Origin of the sequence: Bacillus sp. MM09(2025), assembly GCF_050496725.1 — a bacterium.
GTDB lineage: Bacteria > Bacillota > Bacilli > Bacillales > Bacillaceae > Bacillus > Bacillus pumilus.
The window spans coordinates 784530-809431 of sequence record NZ_JBNWEN010000004.1 but is presented as its reverse complement, the minus strand read 5'-3'; the positions used below and the strand labels follow the sequence as shown (position 1 = coordinate 809431).

Annotated in this window: 28 protein-coding genes; 26 read left to right on the top strand and 2 right to left on the bottom strand. The window is 39.2% G+C overall.

Going from position 1 to position 24902, the window contains the following annotated elements; genetic code table 11:
• Window positions 1-42: 42 nt before the first annotated feature.
• The 4 genes from tuaF to ACQYAC_RS10525 all read left to right on the top strand — a co-directional run bounded on the left by tuaF (window position 43) and on the right by ACQYAC_RS10525 (window position 3914).
• Complete coding sequence (gene tuaF, locus ACQYAC_RS10540) at window positions 43-720, top strand: teichuronic acid biosynthesis protein TuaF (protein WP_169055798.1); 678 nt, start codon at window positions 43-45, stop codon at window positions 718-720.
• 24 nt (window positions 721-744) lie between these two features.
• Window positions 745-1500 (top strand): teichuronic acid biosynthesis protein TuaG, encoded by a 756-nt coding sequence (tuaG, locus tag ACQYAC_RS10535; protein WP_169055797.1) that lies wholly within the window; start codon window positions 745-747, stop codon window positions 1498-1500.
• A gap of 19 nt (window positions 1501-1519) precedes the next feature.
• Complete coding sequence (tuaH, locus tag ACQYAC_RS10530; RefSeq protein ID WP_429943952.1) at window positions 1520-2716, top strand: teichuronic acid biosynthesis protein TuaH; 1197 nt, start codon at window positions 1520-1522, stop codon at window positions 2714-2716.
• A gap of 130 nt (window positions 2717-2846) precedes the next feature.
• The gene (locus ACQYAC_RS10525; protein WP_058013554.1) at window positions 2847-3914 is read left to right on the top strand and encodes a glycosyltransferase family 4 protein; all 1068 of its coding nucleotides are present in this window, start codon (window positions 2847-2849) and stop codon (window positions 3912-3914) included.
• 35 nt (window positions 3915-3949) lie between these two features.
• Here the strand turns inward: ACQYAC_RS10525 and ACQYAC_RS10520 are convergent, their stop codons facing one another.
• Window positions 3950-5005, bottom strand: coding sequence for an LCP family protein (locus ACQYAC_RS10520; RefSeq protein ID WP_061409762.1), 1056 nt, complete (start codon window positions 5003-5005; stop codon window positions 3950-3952).
• Window positions 4990-5658, bottom strand: coding sequence for a YigZ family protein (locus tag ACQYAC_RS10515; protein ID WP_058013556.1), 669 nt, complete (start codon window positions 5656-5658; stop codon window positions 4990-4992). Before ACQYAC_RS10515 ends, ACQYAC_RS10520 begins: the two co-directional genes overlap by 16 nt.
• 221 nt (window positions 5659-5879) lie before the next feature.
• Here ACQYAC_RS10515 and ACQYAC_RS10510 point away from each other — a divergent pair, with 221 nt between their 5' ends.
• The 22 genes from ACQYAC_RS10510 to secA all read left to right on the top strand — a co-directional run bounded on the left by ACQYAC_RS10510 (window position 5880) and on the right by secA (window position 24884).
• Entirely contained in the window at window positions 5880-7055 is a 1176-nt protein-coding gene (locus tag ACQYAC_RS10510; protein ID WP_024719243.1) for a sensor histidine kinase, read from the top strand.
• A 64-nt stretch (window positions 7056-7119) separates the two neighbouring features.
• Complete coding sequence (gene degU, locus ACQYAC_RS10505; RefSeq protein ID WP_008348273.1) at window positions 7120-7809, top strand: two-component system response regulator DegU; 690 nt, start codon at window positions 7120-7122, stop codon at window positions 7807-7809.
• Window positions 7810-8025: 216 nt separating this feature from the next.
• Window positions 8026-8868, top strand: a complete 843-nt coding sequence (locus tag ACQYAC_RS10500) for a DegV family protein (protein WP_429943253.1) — start codon at window positions 8026-8028, stop codon at window positions 8866-8868.
• A gap of 119 nt (window positions 8869-8987) precedes the next feature.
• Window positions 8988-10367 (top strand): DEAD/DEAH box helicase, encoded by a 1380-nt coding sequence (locus ACQYAC_RS10495; RefSeq protein WP_429943252.1) that lies wholly within the window; start codon window positions 8988-8990, stop codon window positions 10365-10367.
• Between the two features lie 66 nt (window positions 10368-10433).
• Complete coding sequence (locus tag ACQYAC_RS10490; protein WP_429943251.1) at window positions 10434-10727, top strand: late competence development ComFB family protein; 294 nt, start codon at window positions 10434-10436, stop codon at window positions 10725-10727.
• A complete protein-coding gene (locus ACQYAC_RS10485) occupies window positions 10724-11410 on the top strand; it encodes a ComF family protein (protein WP_429943250.1) in 687 nt (228 codons plus the stop codon). The genes ACQYAC_RS10490 and ACQYAC_RS10485 overlap by 4 nt, the downstream gene beginning before the upstream one ends.
• 56 nt (window positions 11411-11466) lie before the next feature.
• Complete coding sequence (locus ACQYAC_RS10480) at window positions 11467-11886, top strand: TIGR03826 family flagellar region protein (protein WP_034660147.1); 420 nt, start codon at window positions 11467-11469, stop codon at window positions 11884-11886.
• Between the two features lie 79 nt (window positions 11887-11965).
• Window positions 11966-12229, top strand: a complete 264-nt coding sequence (gene flgM / locus ACQYAC_RS10475) for a flagellar biosynthesis anti-sigma factor FlgM (protein WP_003213252.1) — start codon at window positions 11966-11968, stop codon at window positions 12227-12229.
• An 18-nt stretch (window positions 12230-12247) separates the two neighbouring features.
• A complete protein-coding gene (locus ACQYAC_RS10470; protein WP_034660146.1) occupies window positions 12248-12730 on the top strand; it encodes a flagellar protein FlgN in 483 nt (160 codons plus the stop codon).
• A 15-nt stretch (window positions 12731-12745) separates the two neighbouring features.
• Window positions 12746-14266, top strand: a complete 1521-nt coding sequence (gene flgK / locus ACQYAC_RS10465) for a flagellar hook-associated protein FlgK (RefSeq protein ID WP_429943249.1) — start codon at window positions 12746-12748, stop codon at window positions 14264-14266.
• 9 nt (window positions 14267-14275) lie between these two features.
• A complete protein-coding gene (flgL, locus tag ACQYAC_RS10460) occupies window positions 14276-15187 on the top strand; it encodes a flagellar hook-associated protein FlgL (protein WP_061409756.1) in 912 nt (303 codons plus the stop codon).
• Between the two features lie 48 nt (window positions 15188-15235).
• On the top strand, window positions 15236-15814 hold the full coding sequence (locus tag ACQYAC_RS10455) for a DUF6470 family protein (protein ID WP_012011425.1): 579 nt from the start codon (window positions 15236-15238) through the stop codon (window positions 15812-15814).
• A 27-nt stretch (window positions 15815-15841) separates the two neighbouring features.
• Window positions 15842-16276, top strand: a complete 435-nt coding sequence (gene fliW, locus ACQYAC_RS10450) for a flagellar assembly protein FliW (RefSeq protein ID WP_058013563.1) — start codon at window positions 15842-15844, stop codon at window positions 16274-16276.
• Entirely contained in the window at window positions 16270-16494 is a 225-nt protein-coding gene (gene csrA, locus ACQYAC_RS10445; RefSeq protein ID WP_429943248.1) for a carbon storage regulator CsrA, read from the top strand. The genes fliW and csrA overlap by 7 nt, the downstream gene beginning before the upstream one ends.
• Window positions 16495-16655: 161 nt before the next feature.
• The gene (flaG, locus tag ACQYAC_RS10440) at window positions 16656-16997 is read left to right on the top strand and encodes a flagellar protein FlaG (protein ID WP_106066163.1); all 342 of its coding nucleotides are present in this window, start codon (window positions 16656-16658) and stop codon (window positions 16995-16997) included.
• 20 nt (window positions 16998-17017) lie between these two features.
• A complete protein-coding gene (locus ACQYAC_RS10435; protein WP_058013566.1) occupies window positions 17018-18547 on the top strand; it encodes a flagellar hook-associated protein 2 in 1530 nt (509 codons plus the stop codon).
• A 17-nt stretch (window positions 18548-18564) separates the two neighbouring features.
• On the top strand, window positions 18565-18969 hold the full coding sequence (gene fliS, locus ACQYAC_RS10430) for a flagellar export chaperone FliS (RefSeq protein ID WP_058013567.1): 405 nt from the start codon (window positions 18565-18567) through the stop codon (window positions 18967-18969).
• The gene (fliT, locus tag ACQYAC_RS10425) at window positions 18966-19307 is read left to right on the top strand and encodes a flagella biosynthesis regulatory protein FliT (protein WP_058013568.1); all 342 of its coding nucleotides are present in this window, start codon (window positions 18966-18968) and stop codon (window positions 19305-19307) included. Before fliS ends, fliT begins: the two co-directional genes overlap by 4 nt.
• Window positions 19308-19320: 13 nt before the next feature.
• Window positions 19321-19701: a hypothetical protein gene (locus ACQYAC_RS10420; protein ID WP_058013569.1), complete on the top strand. Its 381-nt coding sequence runs from the start codon at window positions 19321-19323 to the stop codon at window positions 19699-19701.
• A gap of 32 nt (window positions 19702-19733) precedes the next feature.
• Window positions 19734-21419, top strand: a complete 1686-nt coding sequence (locus tag ACQYAC_RS10415) for a methyl-accepting chemotaxis protein (RefSeq protein ID WP_429943247.1) — start codon at window positions 19734-19736, stop codon at window positions 21417-21419.
• A 189-nt stretch (window positions 21420-21608) separates the two neighbouring features.
• Window positions 21609-22172, top strand: coding sequence for a ribosome hibernation-promoting factor, HPF/YfiA family (gene hpf, locus ACQYAC_RS10410; protein ID WP_003213481.1), 564 nt, complete (start codon window positions 21609-21611; stop codon window positions 22170-22172).
• Window positions 22173-22358: 186 nt separating this feature from the next.
• Complete coding sequence (gene secA / locus ACQYAC_RS10405) at window positions 22359-24884, top strand: preprotein translocase subunit SecA (protein ID WP_012011417.1); 2526 nt, start codon at window positions 22359-22361, stop codon at window positions 24882-24884.
• Window positions 24885-24902 lie beyond the last annotated feature (18 nt).

The following is a 24902-nucleotide window of genomic DNA, read 5'->3' as shown; positions in this document are numbered from 1 at the left end:
CACTAGTGAAAGAGCAAATATGTCAATGTTGGGAGAATGAACATGTCTGGTTTCATATCTAGGATAGGGAAGCGAATCAAAAAGTACATCGTATGGCTCATACTGCTGCCTGTTGTATTAGGCGCCTTTGGTTTCCTTTTTGCTAAAGGAACGACGCAGCAGTCTAGTTATACAGCTGCTGTTACCTTCACTCTCGGTAAATATGATGATGGGGTGTATAACAATATGGCAGAAGTGACATCTCTATTAAAAAGCGATGCATTTCTAAATGAAGCACTCAGTGATGTGAAAGAAGAAGAAAGACAGGATGTGAAAACCCGTCTTATTCTTACCAATCAATCGGATACACAATTACAGCTGTCTTTCACGGATGCCGATAAGGATCGTGCTTTGGCTGTTGTGAAGCAGGTGTCGGATACATTTCTCAAGCAAGACAAAGCATTATTCACAAAAAGGCAGCAGGTCATCGAAAATAGATTAGCTGCTCTTGAAGACGAAGCGGTCAGCAATGATTCCAAAGTCGATAAAGAACGATTCTTATATGAATTGGAGTCAACAAAGCTTGGAATGAAGCAGGCAAAGATTGTCGACCCTGCCCAAGTACTTGATGAGGGCAATAAAGGCATGTCAGCCAAAAAACGGGCACTGCTTGGGCTTGTCATTGGCTTTAGCATCTCGCTCATGTTTGTGGTCTTACCCGAAGTGTTCAAAGAATCTTAATAATGAACTGGAGATGAGTCTTAGGTGAACAATCAACCGTTAGTATCCATCATTACACCGGCGTATAATGCGGAACGTTATTTAACGGATACAGTTCATTCCGTCCTTGCCCAAACCTATTCCAATTGGGAGCTGATCATTGCAGATGATTGTTCTACAGATGGGACTAGAAAGCTATTAGGGGATTTAAGTCAAGCGGACGACAGAATCAACGTCATTTATTTAGAGGAAAATGGGGGAGCCGCCATTGCTAGAAACGCAGCCATCAAACAGGCAAAGGGACGCTTTCTCGCTTTTTTAGACAGCGATGATATGTGGAAAGAGACGAAGCTTGAAAAACAGGTAGACTTCATGCTGACAAATGATTATGCCTTTACATTTACGGCATATGACATCATTGCAGAAAACGGAGAACCATTAGAAAAAACCGTCACAGCGCCAGCGAGATTAGACTATAATGAAGCCCTGAAAAACACCATTATCGGCTGTTTAACGGTCATGCTTGATCTTCAAAAGGTAGGACATGTGGAGATGCCGAACATTCGTACAAGGCAGGATTTAGCTACATGGCTGTCTATACTAAAAAGAGGATTTACAGCCTATGGTATGAGTGAACCGCTCAGTGAATATCGCATCGTTGGGAACTCCATCTCCAGTAACAAGTGGAAAGCAGCGAAAAAAACGTGGTTTGTCTACAGAGAAATTGAGCAGCTTCATTTTGTCAAAGCGTCCTGGTGTTTTATGCACTATGCGACAAATGCTGTGAAGAAGCGCTTATAAACAGAAGGGAAAAAAGGTGATAAAGGTGAAAGCAGACTCGATCATACATGTTGTCGTAGCGACGGGAGAATGGGGACAGGACGGACTGAGGTACAGACGGCATCGGCTGGCCGAATTTCTAGCATCTGATCCAGAAACAAAAGAGGTCATCTGGGTATGCCCGTCATCATCTCGTCATACAACTCCCTTTCAGCCCATAACAGATCGAATGAAGCAATTGACCATTCCTGATGTGCTCAAGAGCAAATTATTTCGCTTTGGCCGATATCAAGACATGTTCTATATTCATAAATTATCCCCTCTTCTTGAACAATTGCGGCAGGAGGAAAAGAAGGGGATCGCCGTTTGTTTGTGGTATACGTTTCCGGGCTTTCCGCTCTTATCTTCTTTATTTGAATGGAAACATATTGTCTATGATTGCAGTGACCTGTGGGGAGAGCCAATAAGCGGCAACCATAACATTCTTTCTTATATGAGGCAGCGTGTCATTGTCAAAGCAGAAAATCGAATCATTAAATATGCACACAGCATTACATGCTCTTCTCAATATTTACACGATCAAATCAAAAAACGTCTTATGGGAGAACCAAAAGATGTGTTTACGGTGGAAAATGGCGTCGAATATGATGTGTTTGCGAAAAGCAATCTTCCGTGTAAAGAAGATGTGCTGAAAGGAAGAGAAGGGACCGTGCTTGGTTTTATCGGAGGGATTAAGCCAAAGCTCGATTTTGACATGATGGCTGAAGCTGCTCGTATGCGGCCTGATTGGACATTTTTATTTGTCGGTCCGGATGGAACGAATGGAGATCCATCTTTTCAGCATGCACTCAAACTGCCTAATGTGATTTGGACAGGAGCTGTTGCACCAGAAGAAGTGCCTGCTTATATGAAGCTGATTGATGTAGGGATGATGCCATACAAACAATCCCCTTACAATCAAGCGGTGTTCCCTCTCAAGCTTTATGAATTTTTAGCCGCTGGAATACCGGTTGTCGGTTTAAATCTCCCATCAACGGAAAGGCTAAAAGAGAAGGATGTGTATGAATATTTAGAGGGCGATGATCCTGTGCTCTTCGTAGAAGCCTGCCTAAAAGTGATCAGCAAAAAAGATGACACAAGCTATAGACATCTAAGACAAAGCCGAGCGAAGAAAAAAGATTGGCACGCGCTGTTCACAAACATGGTAGAACTAACGAATATTAAAGAAAACGCATAATTCATTCGGGATTGTGCGTTTTTATTTGTTTCATCACCGGGGAGGTTGTGATCATCCTCTATTCAATTGTATAATGGAAAGAGCGGCCAATATACAAAATACAGATTTCAATTTAGAAGGAGACTGACCTATGGATTACGAACGCGCCTTATTAGCGTTTTTTGTCTCTCTGGCTACAGTTTTAATTGTGACACCAATCGTCAAAAAGTTTGCAATTAAGATTGGTGCAGTGGACCAGCCGAATAAACGAAAAGTTCATGATAAAGTAATGCCTCGAATGGGTGGTTTGGCAATTTTTATTGGAGTAGCGGCTGGAGCATTAGCAGGCGGGCTGTTTCTACATAATAAAATTACAGCAATTTCAGTTGGTGCCGTACTCATCGTCATTTTAGGTATATTTGATGATAAATATAATTTAAGTGCAAAATTTAAATTTCTCGTACAAGTTCTTGTTGCTTGTTTGATTGTGAGCACGGGCTTAAAAATGGACTTCTTCTCTGTTCCTTTTTTAACAGATCGAATTGAGTTAGGCTGGATGGCATATCCCCTCACCGTGCTATGGATTGTGGGCATCACAAATGCCATTAATTTAATTGACGGCCTTGATGGACTAGCTGCCGGTATTTCTGTCATCGGTTTAACAACGATTGCAGTGATGGCATTTTCCGCTGATAAGATTCTGATTCTTTCTTTATCTCTTGTCGTCATTGGCAGTACGATCGGCTTTCTCTTTTACAACTTTCATCCGGCGAAGATTTTTATGGGAGATACCGGTTCGCTATTTTTAGGCTATATGATCTCGGTGCTGTCACTTTTAGGGCTATACAAAAGTGTCACTTTGTTTAGTGTTGTTGTTCCTGTGATCATTCTAGGTGTTCCTATATTTGATACGACCTTTGCAATCATTAGGCGCATATTAAACAAACAGCCGATTTCATCACCGGACAAATCTCATATTCATCATAGACTAATGGCCTTTGGCTTGTCCCATCGCATGGCTGTCATCGTGATTTACATGATTGGGTTAGTCTTTAGCTTAAGTGCGATTTTGCTGACAAGCGCGACCCTTTGGTTATCGCTCATCATTATCTTTTTACTGGTGATGTTTATGCAAGTGATTGCGGAAGTCACAGGTTTGGTCAACGAAGAGTTCAAACCATTTACGAAATTCTATAAACGAATGGTCAAAAGACAATAAAAAACAGCCCGTTCCTAGGAACTGGGCTGTTTTTATTATTGGCCTGTTGTGCTGGAGGGATTAGTTGTATCACTTGATCCTGTTTCAGTCGAAGATTCAGCAGGAAGCTTTAAATGCGTCCGTAATTCATTTTGTACGTTAGCTAGATTGGTTTGATCTGGCTCAAAGTAATACGTTCGATTTGGTCCTAAATAAAGATCTGACCCTTTAATAGAAAGTGTTTCTGTGTCGTCTCCCTTAAACCCGCCGTAGATTTGTTGAAGCGCTAGACCTTCTGTGATACGGAAGTTGGTTGAAATGTGATCACTGACTTCTTTGGCGATATTATCGACGTTCGCAATGTTATTTGGCTTCGACATTTGATCAATCATTGCACGTAAAATTTGTTTCTGACGATCATTACGTCCAAAATCACCGCGTGGATCTTGTTTTCTCATCCGTGCGTAAGCAAGTGCTTCTTCCCCGTTTAAATGCATATTGCCTTTTTTGAAATAAATCTTTTTCGATTTTTTCACATCACTTTTTTCATTGAAGTCAAATGGAACATCGATATCAATTCCACCGACTTCATCAATGACATCCTTGAATCCGTCAAAATCAACGGTCGCATATTTATCAATCGGAATATTCAAGAATTGTTCGACAGTTTCGATCGTTTCGTCTTTACCGCCTTTAGCATATGCTGCATTGATCTTTTCTTTACTTCCTGTCGTGTCACTTGCAAGCTGTACGCGTGTGTCACGAGGGATACTAACCATTTTCATCGTTTTGTCTTGAGGGTTAATTGTTGCGACAATAAGTGAATCTGAACGGCCATGGTCACCATCTGTGGCATAATCCTCAATTCCGACAAATAGAACAGAGAAGGGCTTCTTTTTAATATCAATGACCGCATCACGAAGCTTCGATTTCTCTCCGCGGTCTAGTTCATCATATGTTTTGTCAGCGGCTTGAAGTGTATTGACTATTTTATAGACTGCAAATCCGCCCATGCAGATGATAAGAAGCAAAAATAAGACCAGGATACGTTTGAAAATTCTCTTCTTCTTACTCTTTTTCTTTCGTACACGCACTTTTACTCGTTGTGCCATTCATCTGTCTCCTTTATCGGACCAATGTCCTTTTCTAAATAAATCAGTTCGCCTTCTTTTGTAACACTTTTTCCATTTGTCAGCTCAGTCATCCATTCGATGAACTGCTCTGTTTGTGTTTCTTCTACATACGTCTCAAAAATAACATCTTCTGTATAATGAATTTCTTTTAGCTGAAAAGATGAGGCTCTAAGCTCATTCTCTACCTTTCCAAGCCATGTATAATCTATTGTTGTGTGCATCGTACGCATTAAACAGCGCTCTACCATTCCAACATGGTTGATGGCTTCTGATACAGATTTTCCGTAGGCACGAATCAAACCACCGGCGCCTAGCTTAATACCGCCGAAATAACGAGTGACTACTACGACTGTATCTTTCAGCTTCCGTTTTTTTAACACTTCAAGCATTGGCACACCTGCTGTACCACTTGGTTCACCATCATCATTCGCTTTTTGAATCAGGTCATGTTCTCCAATGAGATAGGCAGAACAATTATGTGTGGCATTCCAATGTTGTTTTTTAATGGATTGTATAAATGCTTGTGCTTCTTCTTCTGAGACAGCACGCTGTATATGACAAATAAAACGTGATTTTTCAATGACGATCTCATGCTCGCCACGGCTTTTTACTGTAAGATAGCGATTCAGCAAAAGACATACCCTCCTGAAAAGCAAATTGTAAGACTAGAGAAAATTTGCATTGGTTTTAGAATTTTACAGCGTATTTTGTTATGATGATAGGGGTAGAAAAAGGGTCGTCATAAAAACTTCATGATTTATACGCATTCTTTCATTATAATTCGACATAAAATGCAGATCAATGACATTTATAATAAAAAAAGATGACATCACTGTTACGGGAGGGAAAAGCCATGACAACACCTAAAATGGATCCGAAATTATTGGATTCAATCATCATGAAAATGCTAAGTACAGTTGATGGCAGCAAGGACGAAGTATTTAGGATAGGCGAACAGTCCCGTCAACAATATGAAAGCCTTGTAGAAGAGCTGAAGCAAATCAAACAGCAAGTAAACGAAGTAATTGATTTTGGGGATAAACTAGAAGTCCATACGAGACATGCTAGAAATCGTTTATCTGAGGTCAGCAGAAACTTCAACAAATTTAGCGAAGAAGAAATACGGGAGGCCTACGAAAAAGCACATAATCTGCAAGTGGAACTCACCATGATCCAGCAGCGCGAAAAGCAACTGAGAGAAAGAAGAGACGATCTGGAAAGACGATTATTAAGCCTGCAAGACGTCATTGAACGCTCTGAAACGCTTGTGAGCCAGATCACAGTGGTTCTCAACTATCTCAACCAGGACTTACGCCAAGTTGGCGTGTTACTTGAAGATGCTCAAGCAAAACAAGATTTTGGACTTAGAATTATTGAAGCCCAAGAAGAAGAACGTAAAAGGGTATCCCGTGAAATTCATGACGGTCCCGCCCAGATGCTGGCAAACGTGATGATGCGTTCTGAATTAATTGAACGGATTTTCAGAGATCGTGGGACAGAAGAAGGCTTTAAAGAAATTAGAAGTCTCAGACAGAATGTGCGAAATGCTCTGTACGAAGTGAGAAGAATCATTTATGATTTAAGACCAATGGCTTTAGATGATTTGGGTCTCATTCCGACGCTAAGAAAATATTTAAACACAATCGAAGAGTATGATGGAAAAACCAAGATCACGTTCCAATGCCTAGGGGATACAGAAAATGAAAGAATTGCTTCTCAATTCGAAGTGGCACTGTTTAGACTAGCCCAAGAAGCTGTCACAAATTCATTGAAGCATTCCGAAGCTGAAGAAATCTCTGTAAAAGTAGAAGTGACGAAAGACTTTGTCACGTTAATTATCAAAGACGATGGAAAAGGCTTTGATATGAAAGATGTGAAAACAAACAAAAACAAATCCTTCGGTTTACTTGGCATGAAAGAACGCGTAGACTTACTTGAAGGTAAAATGACCATAGACTCAAAAATAGGTCTAGGGACATTCATCATGATTCGCGTGCCATTAACATTGCAAAATAAAATTGTAAAATAGAGACAAAAGACATATTGACCATAAAGTTCAGGTGTAGAACAATAAACATGGGGAGGCGTAGCTTGTGACTAAAGTAAATATTGTAATTATTGATGATCACCAATTATTCCGTGAAGGTGTCAAACGGATTTTAGATTTTGAACCTACTTTTGAAGTAGTTGCAGAAGGAGACGACGGTGACGAAGCTGCACGTATCGTAGAACACTATCATCCGGATGTTGTCATTATGGACATTAATATGCCGAATGTAAATGGTGTAGAGGCTACAAAGCAGCTAGTTGAGCTTTATCCCGAATCAAAAGTCATTATTCTATCTATTCATGACGATGAAAACTATGTGACACATGCATTAAAAACAGGAGCAAGAGGTTACCTGTTAAAAGAAATGGATGCAGACACGCTCATTGAAGCAGTGAAAGTCGTAGCTGACGGAGGATCTTATTTACATCCGAAAGTTACTCATAACTTAGTAAATGAATTCCGTCGCCTAGCGACTAGCGGTGTTTCAGCACATCCGCAGCATGAAGTATATCCTGAAATTCGCAGACCACTTCATATCTTAACGAGACGTGAGTGCGAAGTACTTCAAATGTTAGCTGACGGAAAGAGCAATAGAGGAATTGGTGAGTCGCTCTTTATTAGTGAAAAAACAGTCAAAAACCACGTGAGTAACATTTTACAAAAAATGAATGTAAACGACCGTACACAAGCTGTTGTTGTAGCAATTAAGAACGGCTGGGTAGAAATGAGATAATATTCCGGACAAGTACTCCTTTTTCGCCTGTTTTTGATTCTCTCACATGTTAATTGGAGAGAAATGATAGGTAGATAAGGAGTCTTTTCGGATATAACGGGCTTGCCTATTGATTAGGCAGGCTTTTTTGATTACTATTATAAATCTAATGAAACACAATGAATATTCTTTAAAAATAAAAAAGAGCAACTTAACGGATAAGGAAGGTATTTAAGAATGAAAATAGCCGTTGTAACAGACAGTACTGCTTATATACCACAAGAGCTGCGTGATAAACATCATATTCATATGATCCCTCTTAATGTCATTTTTGGCAACGAATCATACCGTGAAGAAATAGAAATGGATTGGAAGACATATTATGAAGAAGTCAAAAAGCATAAAGACCTTCCAACCACCTCTCAGCCTGCTTTCGGTGAACTAATAGAATTATATGAAAAACTAAGTGAAACATACGATGCCGTGATTAGTATTCACCTTTCTAGCGGAATTAGTGGAACATATAATAGTGCAGCCTCAGCAAATGACCTAGTTGACGGAATTGATATTTATCCGTTTGATACAGAAACTAGCTGTATGGCGCAAGGTTTTTATGTGATAGAAGCTGCTGAAAAAATCCAAGCTGGTGCTTCTCTAGAAGAAGTGTTAGCCCATCTCAATTACCTGAAAGAGCATCAGAGAGCTTATTTTATGGTAGACGATTTAACTCATTTACAAAGAGGCGGCAGATTAAATGGTGCTCAGGCTTTTATTGGGAGCCTCTTAAAGGTAAAGCCTATACTGCATTTTGACAACAAGCTAATTGTCCCTTTTGAGAAGATTCGTACACGGAAAAAAGCCATTTCACGTATGTTTGAATTATTTGACGAAGATGCATCACGCGGTGTCCCGATGAGAGCAACAGTGATACATGGTAATAGAGAAGAAGAAGTAGACGATTTAATTGCGCACTTATCAGGAAAATATCCTCATGTTGAATTTTATAAAAGCTATTTTGGTGCTGTAATCGGCACTCACCTAGGCGAAGGCTCCTTAGCTCTTGGCTGGGTGATGAGATAAATCCTAAAAACCCCTTTTCTCTTAGAAAAGGGGTTTTGTTTTTCTTTTTTAGCTGTTGGACGAAAGGTCATGTCTTTGCGCATAATAGGCAAACATCAGTTGAAAGGTGTTTGTTGAAATTGAACATAGACAAAGCAATGGAACTAGGGCAGCACCTGCAGTCACGCCACCTGCTTACTGCTGAAACAAGATGCTCGCAGTCTGATTTGGATTGGTTGGAGGAGAAAGGGTTAGTTATGCGAACACCTGCTATTGAGAGGAAAGCAAATGGTCTAATTTGCTGCAGATGTGGTGTATCAAAAAATCGGTACTTTGCCCACTCTCCGTGTGACAAGTGTCAAAAAGATTGTGTGTACTGTAGATCATGCATCATGATGGGGAAAACAAAGGAATGTGGCTTTCTTTATGAATGGACGGGTCCGCAAATGGAAGAAATATGTCACACGGAATTAACATGGCAGGGAAACCTATCTAAAGGACAAAAAAGAGCATCAGAAAAATTGATCAGAGCGATAAAAAGCAAATCTGATTTACTCATCTGGGCAGTTTGCGGGGCAGGGAAAACAGAGGTGCTTTTTCACGGAATAGAATATGCCTTACATCAAGGGATGAGTGTCTGCATTGCGACACCTAGAACTGATGTTGTCCTTGAACTAGAGCCGCGGCTTAAGAAAGCATTTCAAGGACTGAACATAGCTGTTCTTTATGGAGGAAGTCCTCAAAGGTTCCAAATAGCACCGCTAGTCATCGCTACAACTCATCAGTTGATGAGATATAAACATGCATTTGATGTGCTCATTATTGATGAAGTGGACGCCTTTCCTTATTCAATCGATGAACGTCTCCAATTTGCTGTTTTAAAGGCAATGAGAAAGAAAGGGGTCAGGATTTATTTAAGTGCGACGCCGTCTAAGAAAATGATAAAAGATGTATTTCGTGGACAACTAGAAGCCATAAAAATTCCTCTGCGCTTTCACCAACAACCTTTACCCGTCCCATCCTTTCATTGGGTTGGAAATTGGAAGAAGAAATTAAAGAAGAATCAGCTCCCATCTAAAGTAATGAATTGGATGCAGAATCATATTACAAAAAAGAGAAGGACTTTATTTTTTGTTCCTTCTATTTCTACTATGAAGAAGGTAACGAAGGTTCTTAGAAAGCACCACTTAAATGTAGAAGGGGTGTCTGCTGAAGATCCAGACAGGAAACAAAAGGTCCAGCAATTCAGAGATGATAAATACGATGTACTAGTTACAACCACAATTCTAGAAAGAGGCGTAACCATTCCAAATGTACAAGTGGGGGTACTAGGTGCAGAATCTACTATCTTTACAGAAAGTGCACTTGTTCAGATTTCTGGTAGAGCAGGTAGACATCCTGATTTTTTTAAAGGAGATGTTTTCTTTTTTCATTTTGGTTTAACAAGAAATATGAAACAAGCAAAGAAGCATATTGTAAAAATGAATGATACAGCTGAAAAAGAGTTCTCTGAAAAATAATGTGGGTTCAGCTAAATTTCATGGTACATTTATATTCACAATACACAAATGGCAGGAGAGACAAATATGCTACTCAATGCAAAAGAAACACTTCTCAAGGAAATCCTCTATCAATATCTCAACCAATTAAACATGATTTGTCACTGTGAAAAGTGTATAGAAGATGTATTAGCAATTTCACTGAATCAAGTGAAGCCTCAGTATATAACAGACATCGATAAAATATCTTACAGTAAATCGGAGATGGTAGACAAACAGAAGAATACGGCCATGCTGGTCATCCTGACAGAAGCCGCTTCGAAGGTCTCCACATTTCCAAGATGCGAACATCGTCTGCCAATAAGTAAGGATAACAATTGATCTGCCTAATTTGTGAGGGGCATTTTGTCGCTTCTTTTACATGGAAATCATTACTTCTATTAAATGATGATCGTCTATGTATAGCATGTAAGCATCGCCTAGAAAAAATTCAACGCCCGATTTGTCCAGCCTGTGGGAGAGCGCAGTCGAATGATCAATTATGTCAAGACTGTTCCAGGTGGAAAGAACGCCTTGATTCTACTACAGTACTTGTGAAAAATAGGTCTGTCTATGCTTACAACGATTTGATGAAAGATGTCCTTTCCCGCTTTAAATTTCGAGGTGATACAGCATTAGCTGAGCTTTTTAAACAAGATGTCCAAGCGATATTTAAGCGTTCCTTTTCAATTAAAGAACCTGTACTAATCCCGATTCCTTTAAGTAAAGAAAGACTAAATGAAAGAGGGTTTAATCAGTCCGTTATACTTGCTTCCTTGATTGGTCAGCCGATCCAGCAGCCGCTTGTGAAAATACATCAAAGTAAACAGTCCAAGAAAAAGAAAAATGAACGTTTAGATCAAAAAGGAATGTTTCAAATCAATCAGACAGATGCGATCGTTCAAAGGGATGTTATCTTAATTGACGATATTTATACAACAGGGGCCACCATTTATGATGCGGCGAGAATTTTAAAAGAAGCAGGTGCTAAAAGTGTTTCCTCATTTACGTTGATCCGTAGTTAAAATTCAGGATAATTAACCGATAATAAGAAGAGAAAATAACGTAAGGGGTTTTGGTTATGAATCAATTGGCAAACTGTCCACAATGTAATCAGCTGTTTTTAAAAACGACCATCCAAACGGTTTGTAACAAATGCTTTGAAGAAGAAGAACGTTCCTTTGATATCGTTTATAAATTCTTGCGAAAGCAAAGTAATAGACAATCAACCATTGCTGAAATAGTAGATGCAACAGAAGTTGATGAAGAATTAATCTTGAAATTTATCCGTTTGAAAAGACTTCAAATTAGCCAATTTCCGAATATCAACTATCCTTGTGAAAGATGTGGCCAACCGATCAGAAAAAACAAGCTTTGCAGCCAATGTGAACAGGACATTCATTCGCAAATGAGTCAAATGAACCAAGAAGAAGAGCGTAAAAGGGAGATTGAATCTAGGAAAAAAGACACCTATTATGCCATTAATCCTAAAAACGATTGATTCCCTAAACTAAGTTGCAGTTTGGTCGATAAAATGGATAGAATCAAGACAGACTGTAACGGAAAGCGAGAGGAATCCCGTGAAAATTAATCGATATGGAACACAACCAGTAAATCCTTACAAGAAAACATATGAGAAACAAACGTTGCAATCAAATCAAGCAAAATCAACTGATAAAGTCGAAATTTCTAAAAAGGCAATCGAAATGCAAAAGGTGCCGAATATCATGAAAGAACGCCAAGATAAAATAGACCAAATTAAAAAAAGCATTGAAGCCGGAACATATCAAGTAGATACAAAGGGCATTGCTGATAAAATGCTGAATTTTTATAAACAACAATAACAAAAGGGAGTAGCGTGAATGTCAGTTAAAATAATCATTGAAGAGCTGCATCGTCTCTATGGATTGCATGAACAGCTTTTGAAGCTGTCGAAGGATAAAACAGAAATGCTGAAAAGCAATGAGATTGATGCTCTTTCAGAGGTTTTGAATTTAGAACAAAAATATATTCAGGCCATTTCTCAATTAGAAGAAAAACGAATTGAAGCGACAGTTCAATTTTTACAAAGTGATGAACCGCCAACCATCACCGCGTGTATCGAAAAGGCTGAAGGTTCGGATCAAGAAGAGCTCATTTCGTTATATGACAAATTAAATGACATCATGGTGGAACTGAAAGATGTAAATGAACTGAACAAACAGCTCATTCAGCAGTCGCTTCAATTTATTTCACTGACATTCGATCTCGTTAACCCTAATAAAGAGAATATGAATTACGGACAAAATGGTCTTGAGAGTTCAAAGCCTAAACAGCAGAGGGCTTTGTTTGATTCAAAGGCGTAAACAAGGAGGATACCAATGGGTTCTACATTCATGGGACTAGAAACGGCAAAAAGAGGAATCACAGCCCAGCGTGCAGGGCTTTATGTCACATCAAACAACGTCTCCAATGCAAATACGGATGGCTACTCAAGACAAAGAGTTACCTTTAAAGCAGATAATCCTTATCCAGTCATTTCAGTTTATGACGGCAAGACGTATGGCCAAATGGGGACAGGTGTTGAAGTTGGAACCGTTGAAAGAATTCGAGACAGCTTTTTAGATCTGCAATTCAGAGATCATAACAATAATTTGTCTTACTACTCAACAAAATCTGACGCCCTTTCACAAATGGAGGGAGTTATGAATGATTTGACGGATGAAGGCTTAAATAGAGCCTTTGATAACCTTTGGAAATCATTACAGGTCCTATCCGAAACAAAAAATGCTGATACAGCGTCTGCGCGTACAGTTGTTAAAACAAGTGCACAGGCTTTAGTAGATCAATTCCGTCTACTTAATTCTTCTTTAACAACGATACAAAAGAATTTAAAAACAGAACTCGATTCAACAGCCAAAAATGTGAACACGATTTTATCTCAAATAGATGAAGTGAACAAACAGATTGCAGCAGTTGAGCCAAACGGATATCTTCCAAATGATCTATATGATACGCGTGATGCGTTGGTAGATCAATTATCTTCACTTGTTGATATTAAAGTGAGCTATAATCCATCTGGCGGGAATGCACTCAAAATTGCAGAAGGAACTGTCAACATCGACATTATCGGTGCAAATGGACAATCTGCTGGAACGATTTTGAATGGCATTACGAACGAAAAATCTGAACTGCAAATCTCCTATGATAATACAACGGGACTTGTTAACTCACTTCAATTCGGAACAACAACCATTGCAGCAGATCAGCTTCAAGTGAATGGTAAAGTAAAAGCACTTGTTGAGGCTTATGGCTACATGTCAAATGGCGCTGAAAAAGGCATGTATCCAGATATGCTTGCAGAGCTGGATGAAGTAGCACAAGTATTTATGGATACATTTAACGATGTGCATAAGCAGGGGTACACGTTAAATGGCACAAGTGGACAAGACTTCTTTGATATTGAGAATAACAATGAATTGAATAAAGGCTTAGCTGCTCGTATCAAAGTGAGTGATGTCATTTTAGCATCAACAGATAATATTGCAGCATCTCTCAATCAAACACAAGGTGACGGTTCGAATGCTACAAAATTAGCAAATATACAAGACTTAAAGTTACCAATCGGTGGCAATACAACAACGATCCAGGATTACTACCAAAATGTCATTGCTGAGATGGGGATTCAAGGGAAAAAGAACATGACGCTAGAAAGCAGTTCAGCCGCTCTTGTCAATTCAGCCAATGAACGTAGAATGTCCACGAGTGCTGTTTCCATTGATGAAGAAATGACGAATATGATCCAATTTCAGCATGCATATAATGCTGCTGCGAGAGTTGTGACATTACAAGATGAAATATTGGATAAAGTAATAAACGGCATGGGTGTCGTAGGAAGGTAGGTATAACTGATGCGAGTCACACAAGGTATGATTTCTCAAAACTCACTTCGTAATATTAGTAAAAGTTATGAAAAACTTTCTAAAATAAATGAGCAGGCACAAACAGGGAGACGTTTCACAAAAACGTCTGATGATCCTGTTGCAGCAGTAAAAAGCCTTCAATATAGCACAGCAATGTTTCGAAATGAACAATATCAAAAAAACTTAAATGAAGCACAGAACTGGATTGATACATCTGAAACAAGTGTCACTGAAATCATTGATATTATGTCAAATGTACGAGATAAAGTGCTTGATGCGGCTAATGGAACAAAGCAGCCAGAAGATTTAGCAGCTATCGGAGTAGAAATTGGTCAGATGAAGAAACAAATCATTGACGCGATGAACACTCAGATGTTAGGTAAATTCGTATTTAATGGTACGAATACAAATGTCAAACCAGTTGTTGAGAACGCAGATGGTACGTTTACGTTTAACTTTGAAAACTATACAGATGCAAATTCTGTTAAGTCGAACATTTCTGATGGTATCACTTTAAATGTGAACTCAAATCCAATTTCAGCGTTTGGTGGACAGTCTGCCAGCGGTCAAAATGTCATTGAAATGCTGACGGATTTAGAAAACTCATTGAAAAATGGAACGTTCGCAAATTCTGATGATGCGTTAGGAAGTATCGATCAGTTTAAAGAAGTGATGAGTGCTGAGCGCTCGGACTTAGGAGCCCGTTCAAATCGTGTTGACTTAGTAGGCAGCCGTTTGACTTCACAATTCCAAGTGCTGAAAGATGCTAAATCCGATAATGAAGATGTAGAAAGTGAAAAAGCGATTCTTGATCTTCTTCAACAAGAGACTGTGAATAGAGCAGCTTTAGCAACGACGGCTAAAGTTATTCAGCCATCCCTAGTCGATTTCTTAAGATAATAAAAAGCATCCGTTGGGTGCTTTTTTGCATCATGGAGGTGTACCAATATGCAAATCCCTAGATTGTTAATGCAACAAACCTATGCAAAGCTGCAAATGTCGACAACTCCATCCCGGCAAGAAGTGGAGCAGCCCAGAGCGGACCTTGAAATTCAGCAGCCCAAAGCTGTTATGAATATCAAAAGGACACCGTCAAAATTAACTATAGATCAAACCGAGGCATTTGCCGATATGGATATCAAGTCGATTTTTAGACGTTCTGAGGAATGGGCAGCTGAGGGGAAACGTGCTGTTGGAGAAGGAATGGGCAGAAGAGCGGAAGAAGGTAGTGAGCTCATCAAGATTGAGAATGGTGGGAATGCAATTGCTGAGTTTGCCAAAATCAATGGCGCTCCTCCAGCCAAACAATTCACCATTGGTGTGATCCCTTCATTCTTTAGTGTGAAAATTCACTATCAGCCATCTGAGCTTCAAATTGATGTGGAGCCTCAAAAAGCTATCATAGAGGCAACGCCTCATAAACCAATCGTTAACTACCAGCCAGGTAAGGTCAATATTGATATGTTACAATATCCAGATTTGAAAATAGAAGTTGACGAAACGGGCCAAAATGGTGATAAGGTATAGTTAAGAAAAAGAAAAAGGTCGTGAATTATGATCATTCAAACAAAATACCATGGTGAAGTGACAATCAAAGAGGAACAAATTATCAACTTCTCTAATGGAATACCAGGATTTCTGGATCAAAAACAGTTTGTCATTTTACCTTTATCAGACGAGTCTCCATTTTTAGTTCTTCAATCATTGAAAAACGCAGAGTTAGGCTTTATTGTCAGCAGTCCGTTTTTATTTTTCAATCAATATGAATTCGATCTAGACGAAACGGTCGTAGATATTCTAGAAGTAGAAGATGCGAATGAAGTGGAAGTCATGGTGATCTTAACAATGGAATCTTCTATTGAAAAAACGACAGCCAATTTAAGAGCGCCTATTATTGTGAACCGCAAAAACATGAAAGCCAAGCAGGTGATTTTGCATGATTCAGCCTATCATACAAAACATTTGTTAGAGGTGGCATCCTCATGTTAGTTCTATCTCGTAAATTAAACCAGTCGATTCAAATAGGCGATGATATTGAAGTTAAGATTATTTCAATCGAAGGTGATCAAGTGAAAATCGGGATTCAAGCTCCTAAGCACATTGATATTCACAGGAAAGAAGTGTACCTGTCTATTCAAGAAGAGAACAGTCGTGCTGCGAGTTTATCTTTAGATCTCCTCTCTCAATTATCCTCACAAAAAAAGTGAGGATTTTTTTATCGCATTCAGTTGTCCTTCTCCGTGTGAAAGCGTATCAATACAGATGTTCATGATCTATAGGAAACTTTAACAAATCGGTCCATCTATATTTAATTTGCAAATTCAAAGCCGATATAAAAGATAGATTAAAGCACAGGAGCTGAATAACTATGTCTGTTGGTAAATTGACATCGCTAGAGCCAATTATTGATGCATTTCAAACCCGTGTTTCTAATAATCAGAATGACAATGTAAACTCTGATTCACAAGCAAATGGCAAGGTCGTTTCAAAAGAAGAAATTGAAAAAACGCTTCAAGGAGCAAACAAGCTAATTGAACCCACTCAATTTCATCTGCAATTTGAATTACATGAAAAACTCAATGAATATTATGTCAAAGTCGTAGATAACCAAACAGAAGAAGTCATTAGAGAGATTCCTTCCAAGGAATGGCTTGATTTCTATGCGGCGATGACAGAAATTGTCGGTTTATTTGTAGATAAAAGAATGTAATTGAAGGGAGAACATAAACAATGGTTAATCGAATTACGGGATTTTCGAATGTGTTTGATATTGATGAAATCGTATCAAAACTCATGAAAACAGAACAAGCACCACTTGATAAAATGACACGCCAGAAACAAACACTTGAATGGCAAAGAGACAGTTATCGTGAGGTTACCTCAAAAGTCAAAGAATTAGATGATTTAATCAACAGCTTAAACTTAACGCGTCCAAGTACATATGGAGCAAAAAAAGTGACAAGCTCTAATGAATCTGCTGTCACAGCAACTGGATCAACAAATGCTGCCTCTGGCTCAATCAATGTTACCCAACTAGCGACAGCTTCTGTCTTCAAATCGTCTGGTACTTCTGGTTTTACACCTGCAAATGGCACGTTTACATTCGAGGTGACGACACCAGATTCGACAAAACCGAAAACGGTGACGATCAATACTACTGATACCGATACAATTGATGACATCGTGAAAAAACTGAACAACTCACAATTAGGTGTGACAGCTTACAAAGGACAGATCTTTGACGGATCTAACTATGTCGATACGATCGCTCTTACTTCTCGGACAACGGGGGAAGGTGTCAGTATTAAAGCAGCTGATGGTAATTCAGCTTCATTCTTCACTCAATTAGGCTTCCAAGTGGATGGAGATAACAAATTAGTTGCGACCACTCAAGGGCAAAAAGCACAATACGAGATTAATGGTCTGAAAATGGAAAATAACAGCAATACCTTTGAGCAAGCTGGTATTACGTACGAGCTTAAAGGGACAACCGATAAGCCTGTCAGCTTAAATGTTTCGACAGATGTGGATGCAATCTTTGATAAAATTAAACAATTTGTTGATAAATACAATGAGCTCGTTGAGCAGATTAATGGTAAAGTCAATGAAAAGAAAAACAGAGACTATCATCCATTAACGGCTGAAGAGAAAAAAGCGATGTCTGAAAAAGAAGTGGAGCTATGGGAAACGACCGCGAAGTCTGGCTTGCTGAGAAGTGATTCCATTTTACGAGCTGGTGCTTCTAAAATAAGAAGTGATTTTTATGCAGATATTACGACTAGTGATGCGAATAAAATTCACCTCACACAAATCGGTATTACGACATCATCCAAGTATAAAGATGGCGGAAAGCTGGAATTTAGTAAGGATATTAATGGTGTAGAGAAATTAAGAAAAGCCATTGAAGAAGACCCAGAGAAGGTCAGTCAAATGTTTATCTCAGGTTCATTAAACGTGGATTCAAAAGATAAAGACAAAGCGCAACAGCAATATAAAGAACAAGGAATCATCTATCGTGTCAAAAATTCCTTATCAGAACTTTCGAAAAGTATTCAAAAAAAGGCTGGTAGCACAACAATGGAATTAAAGGAATACGGACTGGGTAAGGACCTTGATTCTTTAACAAAACGAATGGATACATTCCAAGACCGTTTGAAACTTGTTGAAGCCCGTTACTACAAAAAGTTTAACGCCATGGATAGCGCGATTCAAAAGCTAAACAACCAATCTGGCTATCTTTCTCAACTGCTTGGACAATAATTGGAGGTTTATAACATATGGCAATTCAGAACCCTTATGCCGCCTATCAGAAAAATTCTATTGAGACAGCAACACCTGCCGAGTTGACGCTTATGCTTTATGAAGGCTGCTTAAAGTTCATTAGATTAGCGAAGTATGCCATTCAAAAAGAGGATGCAGAAACGAGAAATGTGAACCTGAAGAAGGCTCAAAACATCATTCAAGAATTAAATGTCACCTTAAATCGTTCTTATGACGTATCAAAGAGTATGGCAAGTATGTATGATTACATTTATCGCAGACTGATTGAAGCCAATCTTCAAAATGACGAAGAGATGTTGAATGAAGTAGAGCAATACGTAACTGATTTTCGTGATGCGTGGAAGGAAGTTATTCAAACCGATCGAAAAGGGCGCCACCACTCTATTGGAGGATCTCTATGAGTATTGTGGACCAGCTGCATGACCAAACATTAAAAATGGCAGCCGAAATAACGTCAAATCCGCAAAGTGACACCTTAGTTGAAGACTTTGATGCCTTTTTAATTGAGAGAGACGAATTAATGAGAGAGATTCAGCATGAGCTGACAGATCAAGAAAAAGAAAAAATCAAAGAAATTATCCAAACAGATCAACAGATGGCAAAGCAATTAACTGTGATCCAAAATGGGATCAAAGCAGATATTCAAGCCATTCAAAAAAAGAAAACGAAACAGCTGAATTATCAAAATCCATACCAGCCTATGACGAGTGACGGCGTATATTACGATAAACGGAAATAATTAGGTGAGACCTGTGGCGTATCGTTCAGATGACTATATTTTATTAACCACATATTATGAACTTCTATTTACGATAGAAGAGAGTCTAAAATATTTAGATGAAATTGAGAAGGATTTTGCTAAAACTGAAGGGGATCGGATCTTTAATGATCTGATCCATGCCTTCTTTCATTTAGAGACAACTCATCCCCTTCTGCTTTCAATTATAGAAAATGAGCACTTTGCCAAAACGATTCGTTCGTTTGATCAAATTTTTTTAAGTTTTGATATACTAGCTTTCTATACATTCCCTTCAATACACTTCCAATCATTCCTTACATCATATTTTATACCTGAATATAGAAAGTGGATGGATGAAATACATGCCTGTATGAGGCCGTATGTCATTCATTAATTTTTGTTCAATTCAGACTTTCGGAGGAAATTATGAGACTAAAAAATCAATTTTTATTTGGGCTTATTGTCATATGTGTATTGTTTGTCAGTATTTTAGGATTCTCAAGCTTTATCTATTACAAAACAGATCAATCCTACAAGACGCTTCTCAATAAAGAAGTGAAGCTTTATCAGACCTCACTGGAATTAGAGGCGCTTTTGCAAAAACAGGAAGCACAAATCAAAACCTATGTTGTCGTGCAAGATGCTGAAAATTTACAGAAAATTGAGCAAACATATGAAGAGATTAATAAGAAAACAACGGAAGCTGCAAACATGAGCACTGTCAAACAAGCAAAAAATCTATTAGATCAAATTTCAGAAAAGAATTATCTCTACTACACCTCAACGAACCGACTATTTAATTCATTGAATATGCAAAATCAAAAAGAATTCAACACACGCCTCAATCAAGAATTACAACCTATCGAACAAGAAATACATACCTTTACAAAAGAATTTGCTCAAACCCAGTTAAAGCAGCGTGACCAAAAAATCAATCAGCTCAACCAAGACAGTAATCAATTACTATTCACTCTCATTCTAGTTAGTGCGGTCATTATTGTTGGCTTTTTGTTGATTGGGACAAGATTCGTTTATCGTATGACAAAGCCGATTGTGTCTGTCACAAATGCTGCAAGAAGGATGGCAGATGGTGACCTTACACTTGAAGAGATTGAAGTGACCTCTAAAAATGAGATTGGGCAGCTTGGTACTGCTTTTAATCAAATGACAAAGCATTTGCGTCAGCTCATTTTACAGGTGCAACAAGGATCAAGACAATTAGCTGATTCTGCTGCTCAGTTTGAGGAAACGATTCATCAAACCATATCGGCCAGTGAGCAGACATCTAGCTCGATTGAACAGGTTAGTGAAGCTTCACGTGAACAATCAGAGGCGGTCGGAAAAGTAGCGTCTGCCATTCAAGAAGTCTCGACTGGTATGCAAAATGCAGCTGAGCACACATCCGATGTTTCGGGTCACTCAATTTCAGTGACTGAAAAGGCTGAAGAGGGTGCAGCACTTATTCAGCAATTCGTAAAACAAATGAGCTCTATCAAAGCGTCTGTGAACGAGCACCATTCCACAATGGCTCATGTACAAGCCCAGTTTACTGGCATTGAAGATTTGTTAGGTCATATCCATGCAATCGCTGATCAAACGAATTTGCTTGCTTTAAATGCTGCTATTGAAGCGGCAAGAGCGGGAGAGAATGGGAGAGGCTTTGCGGTAGTAGCAGATGAAGTGAGGAAACTGGCGGAAGAATCTAGTCAGCTGACAGATCAAATTAGCCAATTGCTCGCGAACGTGAACAAAGATACTGAAAAATCATCACATACGATGACAAAGGTTGAGCAGGATGTAGCAGAAGGTGTGAAAGTATCGCAATTGTCAGAACAGAGTTTTCATGAAATCCTGGAATCTATTCGTGATATTTCGATGAAAGCAGAGGAACTTTCAGCCACTGCAGAGGAGATTTCAGCTAGTACAGAGGAAATATCTCAGACGGTTGGGGTCATTGAAGAAGGAGCCAAACGCAATTCAGAAGAGACGGAGTACATGTCTGCGGCTGTTGAAGAATCATTGGCAGCTAATGAAGAAATGAAAGCAGCGGCAGAAGACTTAAAAACCTTATCTCAATCACTGAAAACATCAATATCATCTTTCACCATTTAAATGTGTGCTGGTCTTTTTCAAGAATGAGCCGAATATATATTCATCACCTATCAAGCAACAGTTGAAGCACCGCAAAATTCGACAAATTTCAATAAATATTCACATTTTTTTTACGTTTGAGCAGGAGAAAAGGAGGGAAAAGTAGAAATAGGTTTACATATCCTTAATTTTAAAGGAGGCGTTCTTTACATGAATTACAATGTCAGAGGAGAAAACATCGATGTAACACCTGCACTAAGAGATCATGTCGAGAAAAAAATTGGAAAGCTGGAGCGTTATTTTGAGACAGACGTAGATGCTTCAGTCAACGTGAACTTGAAGTTTTACAATGATCAAGAATCTAAAGTTGAGGTTACCATTCCAATGACTGATCTAGCACTTCGAGCTGAGGTGCATAATGAAGATATGTACAATGCAGTAGACCTAGCAGCCAGTAAATTAGAACGTCAAATTCGTAAGCACAAAACAAAAGTAAACCGTAAATTCCGCGAGCAAGGTGCCAAAAAGCACTTATTTGCTGGAGGAAATGGGACGGCTGATGTAGCTGTTCAAGATGACGAAGAAATTGATGAAACAGAAATCGTCAGACAAAAACGTTTCAATTTAAAACCGATGGATAGCGAAGAGGCCATTCTTCAAATGAACATGTTAGGTCATAGTTTCTTCGTCTTCACAAATGCTGAGACAAATTTGACCAATGTGGTCTATCGCCGAAATGATGGAAAATATGGACTCATTGAGCCAAACGCTTAATCTGATCTAAAAATAACCTAAAAAAAGTAAACCCGTTCCCTCCATGAGGGGCGGGTTTTTTGTGCGAAATCATTGCAAATTCTTTGGAAATGAAGGAAGGTATGGTATGATAAATGCAGGTAAATATGGACCTGTCAATCTTTTGGACATGCCGAAAAATTGCATGAAATAGAGGAGCGTTATTATATGCTTGGAATCTTAAACAAAGTGTTTGATCCTACGAAACGTACGATCAGCAAATATGAAAAAAAAGCAAATGAAATTGAAGCTCTCGCTCAAGATTTCGAGAAATTATCTGACGAGGCTTTACGAAATAAAACGATCGAATTTAAAGAAAAACTTGAAAAAGGACAATCCGTGGATGACCTGTTGGTTGAAGCATTTGCAACGGTTCGCGAGGCATCGCGCCGCGTGACAGGAATGTTCCCATTTAAGGTGCAGCTCATGGGGGGGATCGCGCTTCATGAAGGCAACATCTCTGAGATGAAAACAGGTGAAGGTAAAACATTGACTTCAACAATGCCTGTTTATTTAAATGCTCTTTCTGGAAAAGGCGTCCACATTGTGACAGTCAACGAATATTTGGCAAGTCGTGATGCAGAGGAAATGGGCAAGATTTTTGAATTTCTTGGCTTAACGGTTGGCTTAAACTTAAACAGCTTAGACAAAGATGAAAAAAGAGAAGCGTATGCCGCTGATATTACGTATTCCACTAACAATGAACTTGGCTTTGACTATTTACGGGATAACATGGTGCTTTACAAAGAGCAAATGGTTCAAAGACCGCTTCATTATGCCGTGATTGATGAGGTTGACTCCATCTTAATTGATGAAGCGAGAACACCTCTTATTATTTCTGGACAAGCTGCGAAGTCTACAAAGCTTTACGTACAAGCGAATGCATTTGTTCGTACACTAAAAATAGAAGATGATTTCACATACGATATTAAAACAAAAAGTGTTCAGCTGACAGAAAGCGGAATGACGAAAGCAGAAAAAGCATTCGGCATCGAAAACTTATTCGATGTTAAACATGTCGCACTGAACCATCACATCGCCCAGGCGCTAAAGGCACATGTTGCGATGCAAAAAGATGTGGATTATGTCGTTGAAGAAGGTCAAGTCGTTATTGTTGACTCTTTCACAGGACGTCTCATGAAAGGACGCCGTTATAGTGAAGGTCTGCATCAAGCCATTGAGGCAAAAGAAGGTCTCGAAGTGCAGAACGAAAGTATGACCCTTGCAACGATTACGTTCCAGAACTACTTCCGCATGTATGAAAAGCTTTCTGGTATGACCGGTACAGCGAAAACGGAAGAAGAAGAATTCCGTAACATTTACAACATGCAGGTTGTGACAATCCCGACCAATCAACCAGTGGTTCGTGATGACAGACCTGATTTAATTTACCGCACAATGGAGGGTAAATTTAAAGCAGTGGCTGAAGATGTTGCGCAGCGCTATATGACAGGGCAGCCAGTGCTTGTCGGAACAGTAGCGGTTGAGACGTCTGAGCTTATTTCTAAGCTGCTTAAAAATAAAGGGATTCCTCATCAAGTGTTAAATGCGAAAAACCATGAGCGTGAGGCACAAATTATTGAAGAGGCTGGTCAAAAGGGTGCTGTCACCATTGCAACCAACATGGCAGGACGTGGTACGGACATCAAGCTTGGCGAAGGCGTCAAAGAGCTTGGCGGTCTAGCTGTAATTGGGACAGAGCGTCATGAATCACGACGTATTGATAACCAGCTGCGCGGACGTTCTGGTCGTCAAGGAGACCCAGGGATTACCCAATTCTATCTTTCTATGGAAGATGAATTGATGCGCCGATTTGGTGCAGAGCGCACGATGGCAATGCTTGACCGCTTTGGCATGGATGACACTACACCTATCCAAAGTAAAATGGTATCTAAAGCCGTTGAATCATCTCAAAAACGCGTTGAGGGGAACAACTTTGATTCACGTAAACAGCTTCTGCAATATGACGATGTACTTCGTCAGCAGCGTGAAGTGATTTACAAGCAGCGTTTTGAAGTCATTGATTCTGATAACTTAAAATCGATTGTGATCAATATGATTCAGTCTTCAATTGAGCGCGCTGTTGGTTCTTATACGCCGAAAGAAGAGCTTCCTGAAGAATGGAAACTAGATGGGCTTGTTGAATTAATCAACACGAACTATTTAGATGAAGGAGCCATTTCGGTTAAGGACATTTACGGTAAAGAAGCAGATGAAATCACCTCCTTCATTATGGATCGTATTAAAGAAAAATACGATGCAAAAGAAGAAACATATGGCGATGAACAAATGCGAGAATTTGAAAAAGTCATCGTTCTTCGTGCGGTGGATTCAAAGTGGATGGATCATATCGATGCAATGGATCAACTGCGTCAAGGGATTCATTTACGTGCGTATGCACAAACAAATCCGCTTCGTGAGTATCAAATGGAAGGATTTGCGATGTTTGAGCATATGGTCGCTTCAATCGAAGATGATGTGGCCAAATATGTCTTAAAATCAGAAATCCAAAACAACTTAGAACGCGAAGAAGTCGTTCAAGGTCAAACAACAGCTCATCAGCCTCAAGAGGGTGATGAGGAGAAGACAGTGAAAAAGAAGCCGGTACGTAAAGTCGTAGACATTGGTCGAAACTCACCATGTCACTGCGGAAGCGGCAAGAAATATAAAAATTGTCATGGGAAGACAGAATAAGTAATAGAAAGAGGTGAA

What these genes read in the sequence shown, in the direction of transcription:
- tuaF (WP_169055798.1), top strand. Translation starts at nt 43, where the DNA reads ATGTCTGGTTTCATATCTAGGATAGGGAAGCGAATCAAAAAGTACATC.
- ACQYAC_RS10525 (WP_058013554.1), top strand. Translation starts at nt 2,847, where the DNA reads ATGGATTACGAACGCGCCTTATTAGCGTTTTTTGTCTCTCTGGCTACA.
- ACQYAC_RS10520 (WP_061409762.1), bottom strand. Translation starts at nt 5,005, where the DNA reads ATGGCACAACGAGTAAAAGTGCGTGTACGAAAGAAAAAGAGTAAGAAG.
- ACQYAC_RS10510 (WP_024719243.1), top strand. Translation starts at nt 5,880, where the DNA reads ATGACAACACCTAAAATGGATCCGAAATTATTGGATTCAATCATCATG.
- ACQYAC_RS10500 (WP_429943253.1), top strand. Translation starts at nt 8,026, where the DNA reads ATGAAAATAGCCGTTGTAACAGACAGTACTGCTTATATACCACAAGAG.
- ACQYAC_RS10490 (WP_429943251.1), top strand. Translation starts at nt 10,434, where the DNA reads ATGCTACTCAATGCAAAAGAAACACTTCTCAAGGAAATCCTCTATCAA.
- ACQYAC_RS10480 (WP_034660147.1), top strand. Translation starts at nt 11,467, where the DNA reads ATGAATCAATTGGCAAACTGTCCACAATGTAATCAGCTGTTTTTAAAA.
- ACQYAC_RS10470 (WP_034660146.1), top strand. Translation starts at nt 12,248, where the DNA reads ATGTCAGTTAAAATAATCATTGAAGAGCTGCATCGTCTCTATGGATTG.
- flgK (WP_429943249.1), top strand. Translation starts at nt 12,746, where the DNA reads ATGGGTTCTACATTCATGGGACTAGAAACGGCAAAAAGAGGAATCACA.
- flgL (WP_061409756.1), top strand. Translation starts at nt 14,276, where the DNA reads ATGCGAGTCACACAAGGTATGATTTCTCAAAACTCACTTCGTAATATT.
- ACQYAC_RS10455 (WP_012011425.1), top strand. Translation starts at nt 15,236, where the DNA reads ATGCAAATCCCTAGATTGTTAATGCAACAAACCTATGCAAAGCTGCAA.
- fliW (WP_058013563.1), top strand. Translation starts at nt 15,842, where the DNA reads ATGATCATTCAAACAAAATACCATGGTGAAGTGACAATCAAAGAGGAA.
- csrA (WP_429943248.1), top strand. Translation starts at nt 16,270, where the DNA reads ATGTTAGTTCTATCTCGTAAATTAAACCAGTCGATTCAAATAGGCGAT.
- flaG (WP_106066163.1), top strand. Translation starts at nt 16,656, where the DNA reads ATGTCTGTTGGTAAATTGACATCGCTAGAGCCAATTATTGATGCATTT.
- ACQYAC_RS10435 (WP_058013566.1), top strand. Translation starts at nt 17,018, where the DNA reads ATGGTTAATCGAATTACGGGATTTTCGAATGTGTTTGATATTGATGAA.
- fliS (WP_058013567.1), top strand. Translation starts at nt 18,565, where the DNA reads ATGGCAATTCAGAACCCTTATGCCGCCTATCAGAAAAATTCTATTGAG.
- fliT (WP_058013568.1), top strand. Translation starts at nt 18,966, where the DNA reads ATGAGTATTGTGGACCAGCTGCATGACCAAACATTAAAAATGGCAGCC.
- ACQYAC_RS10415 (WP_429943247.1), top strand. Translation starts at nt 19,734, where the DNA reads ATGAGACTAAAAAATCAATTTTTATTTGGGCTTATTGTCATATGTGTA.
- hpf (WP_003213481.1), top strand. Translation starts at nt 21,609, where the DNA reads ATGAATTACAATGTCAGAGGAGAAAACATCGATGTAACACCTGCACTA.
- secA (WP_012011417.1), top strand. Translation starts at nt 22,359, where the DNA reads ATGCTTGGAATCTTAAACAAAGTGTTTGATCCTACGAAACGTACGATC.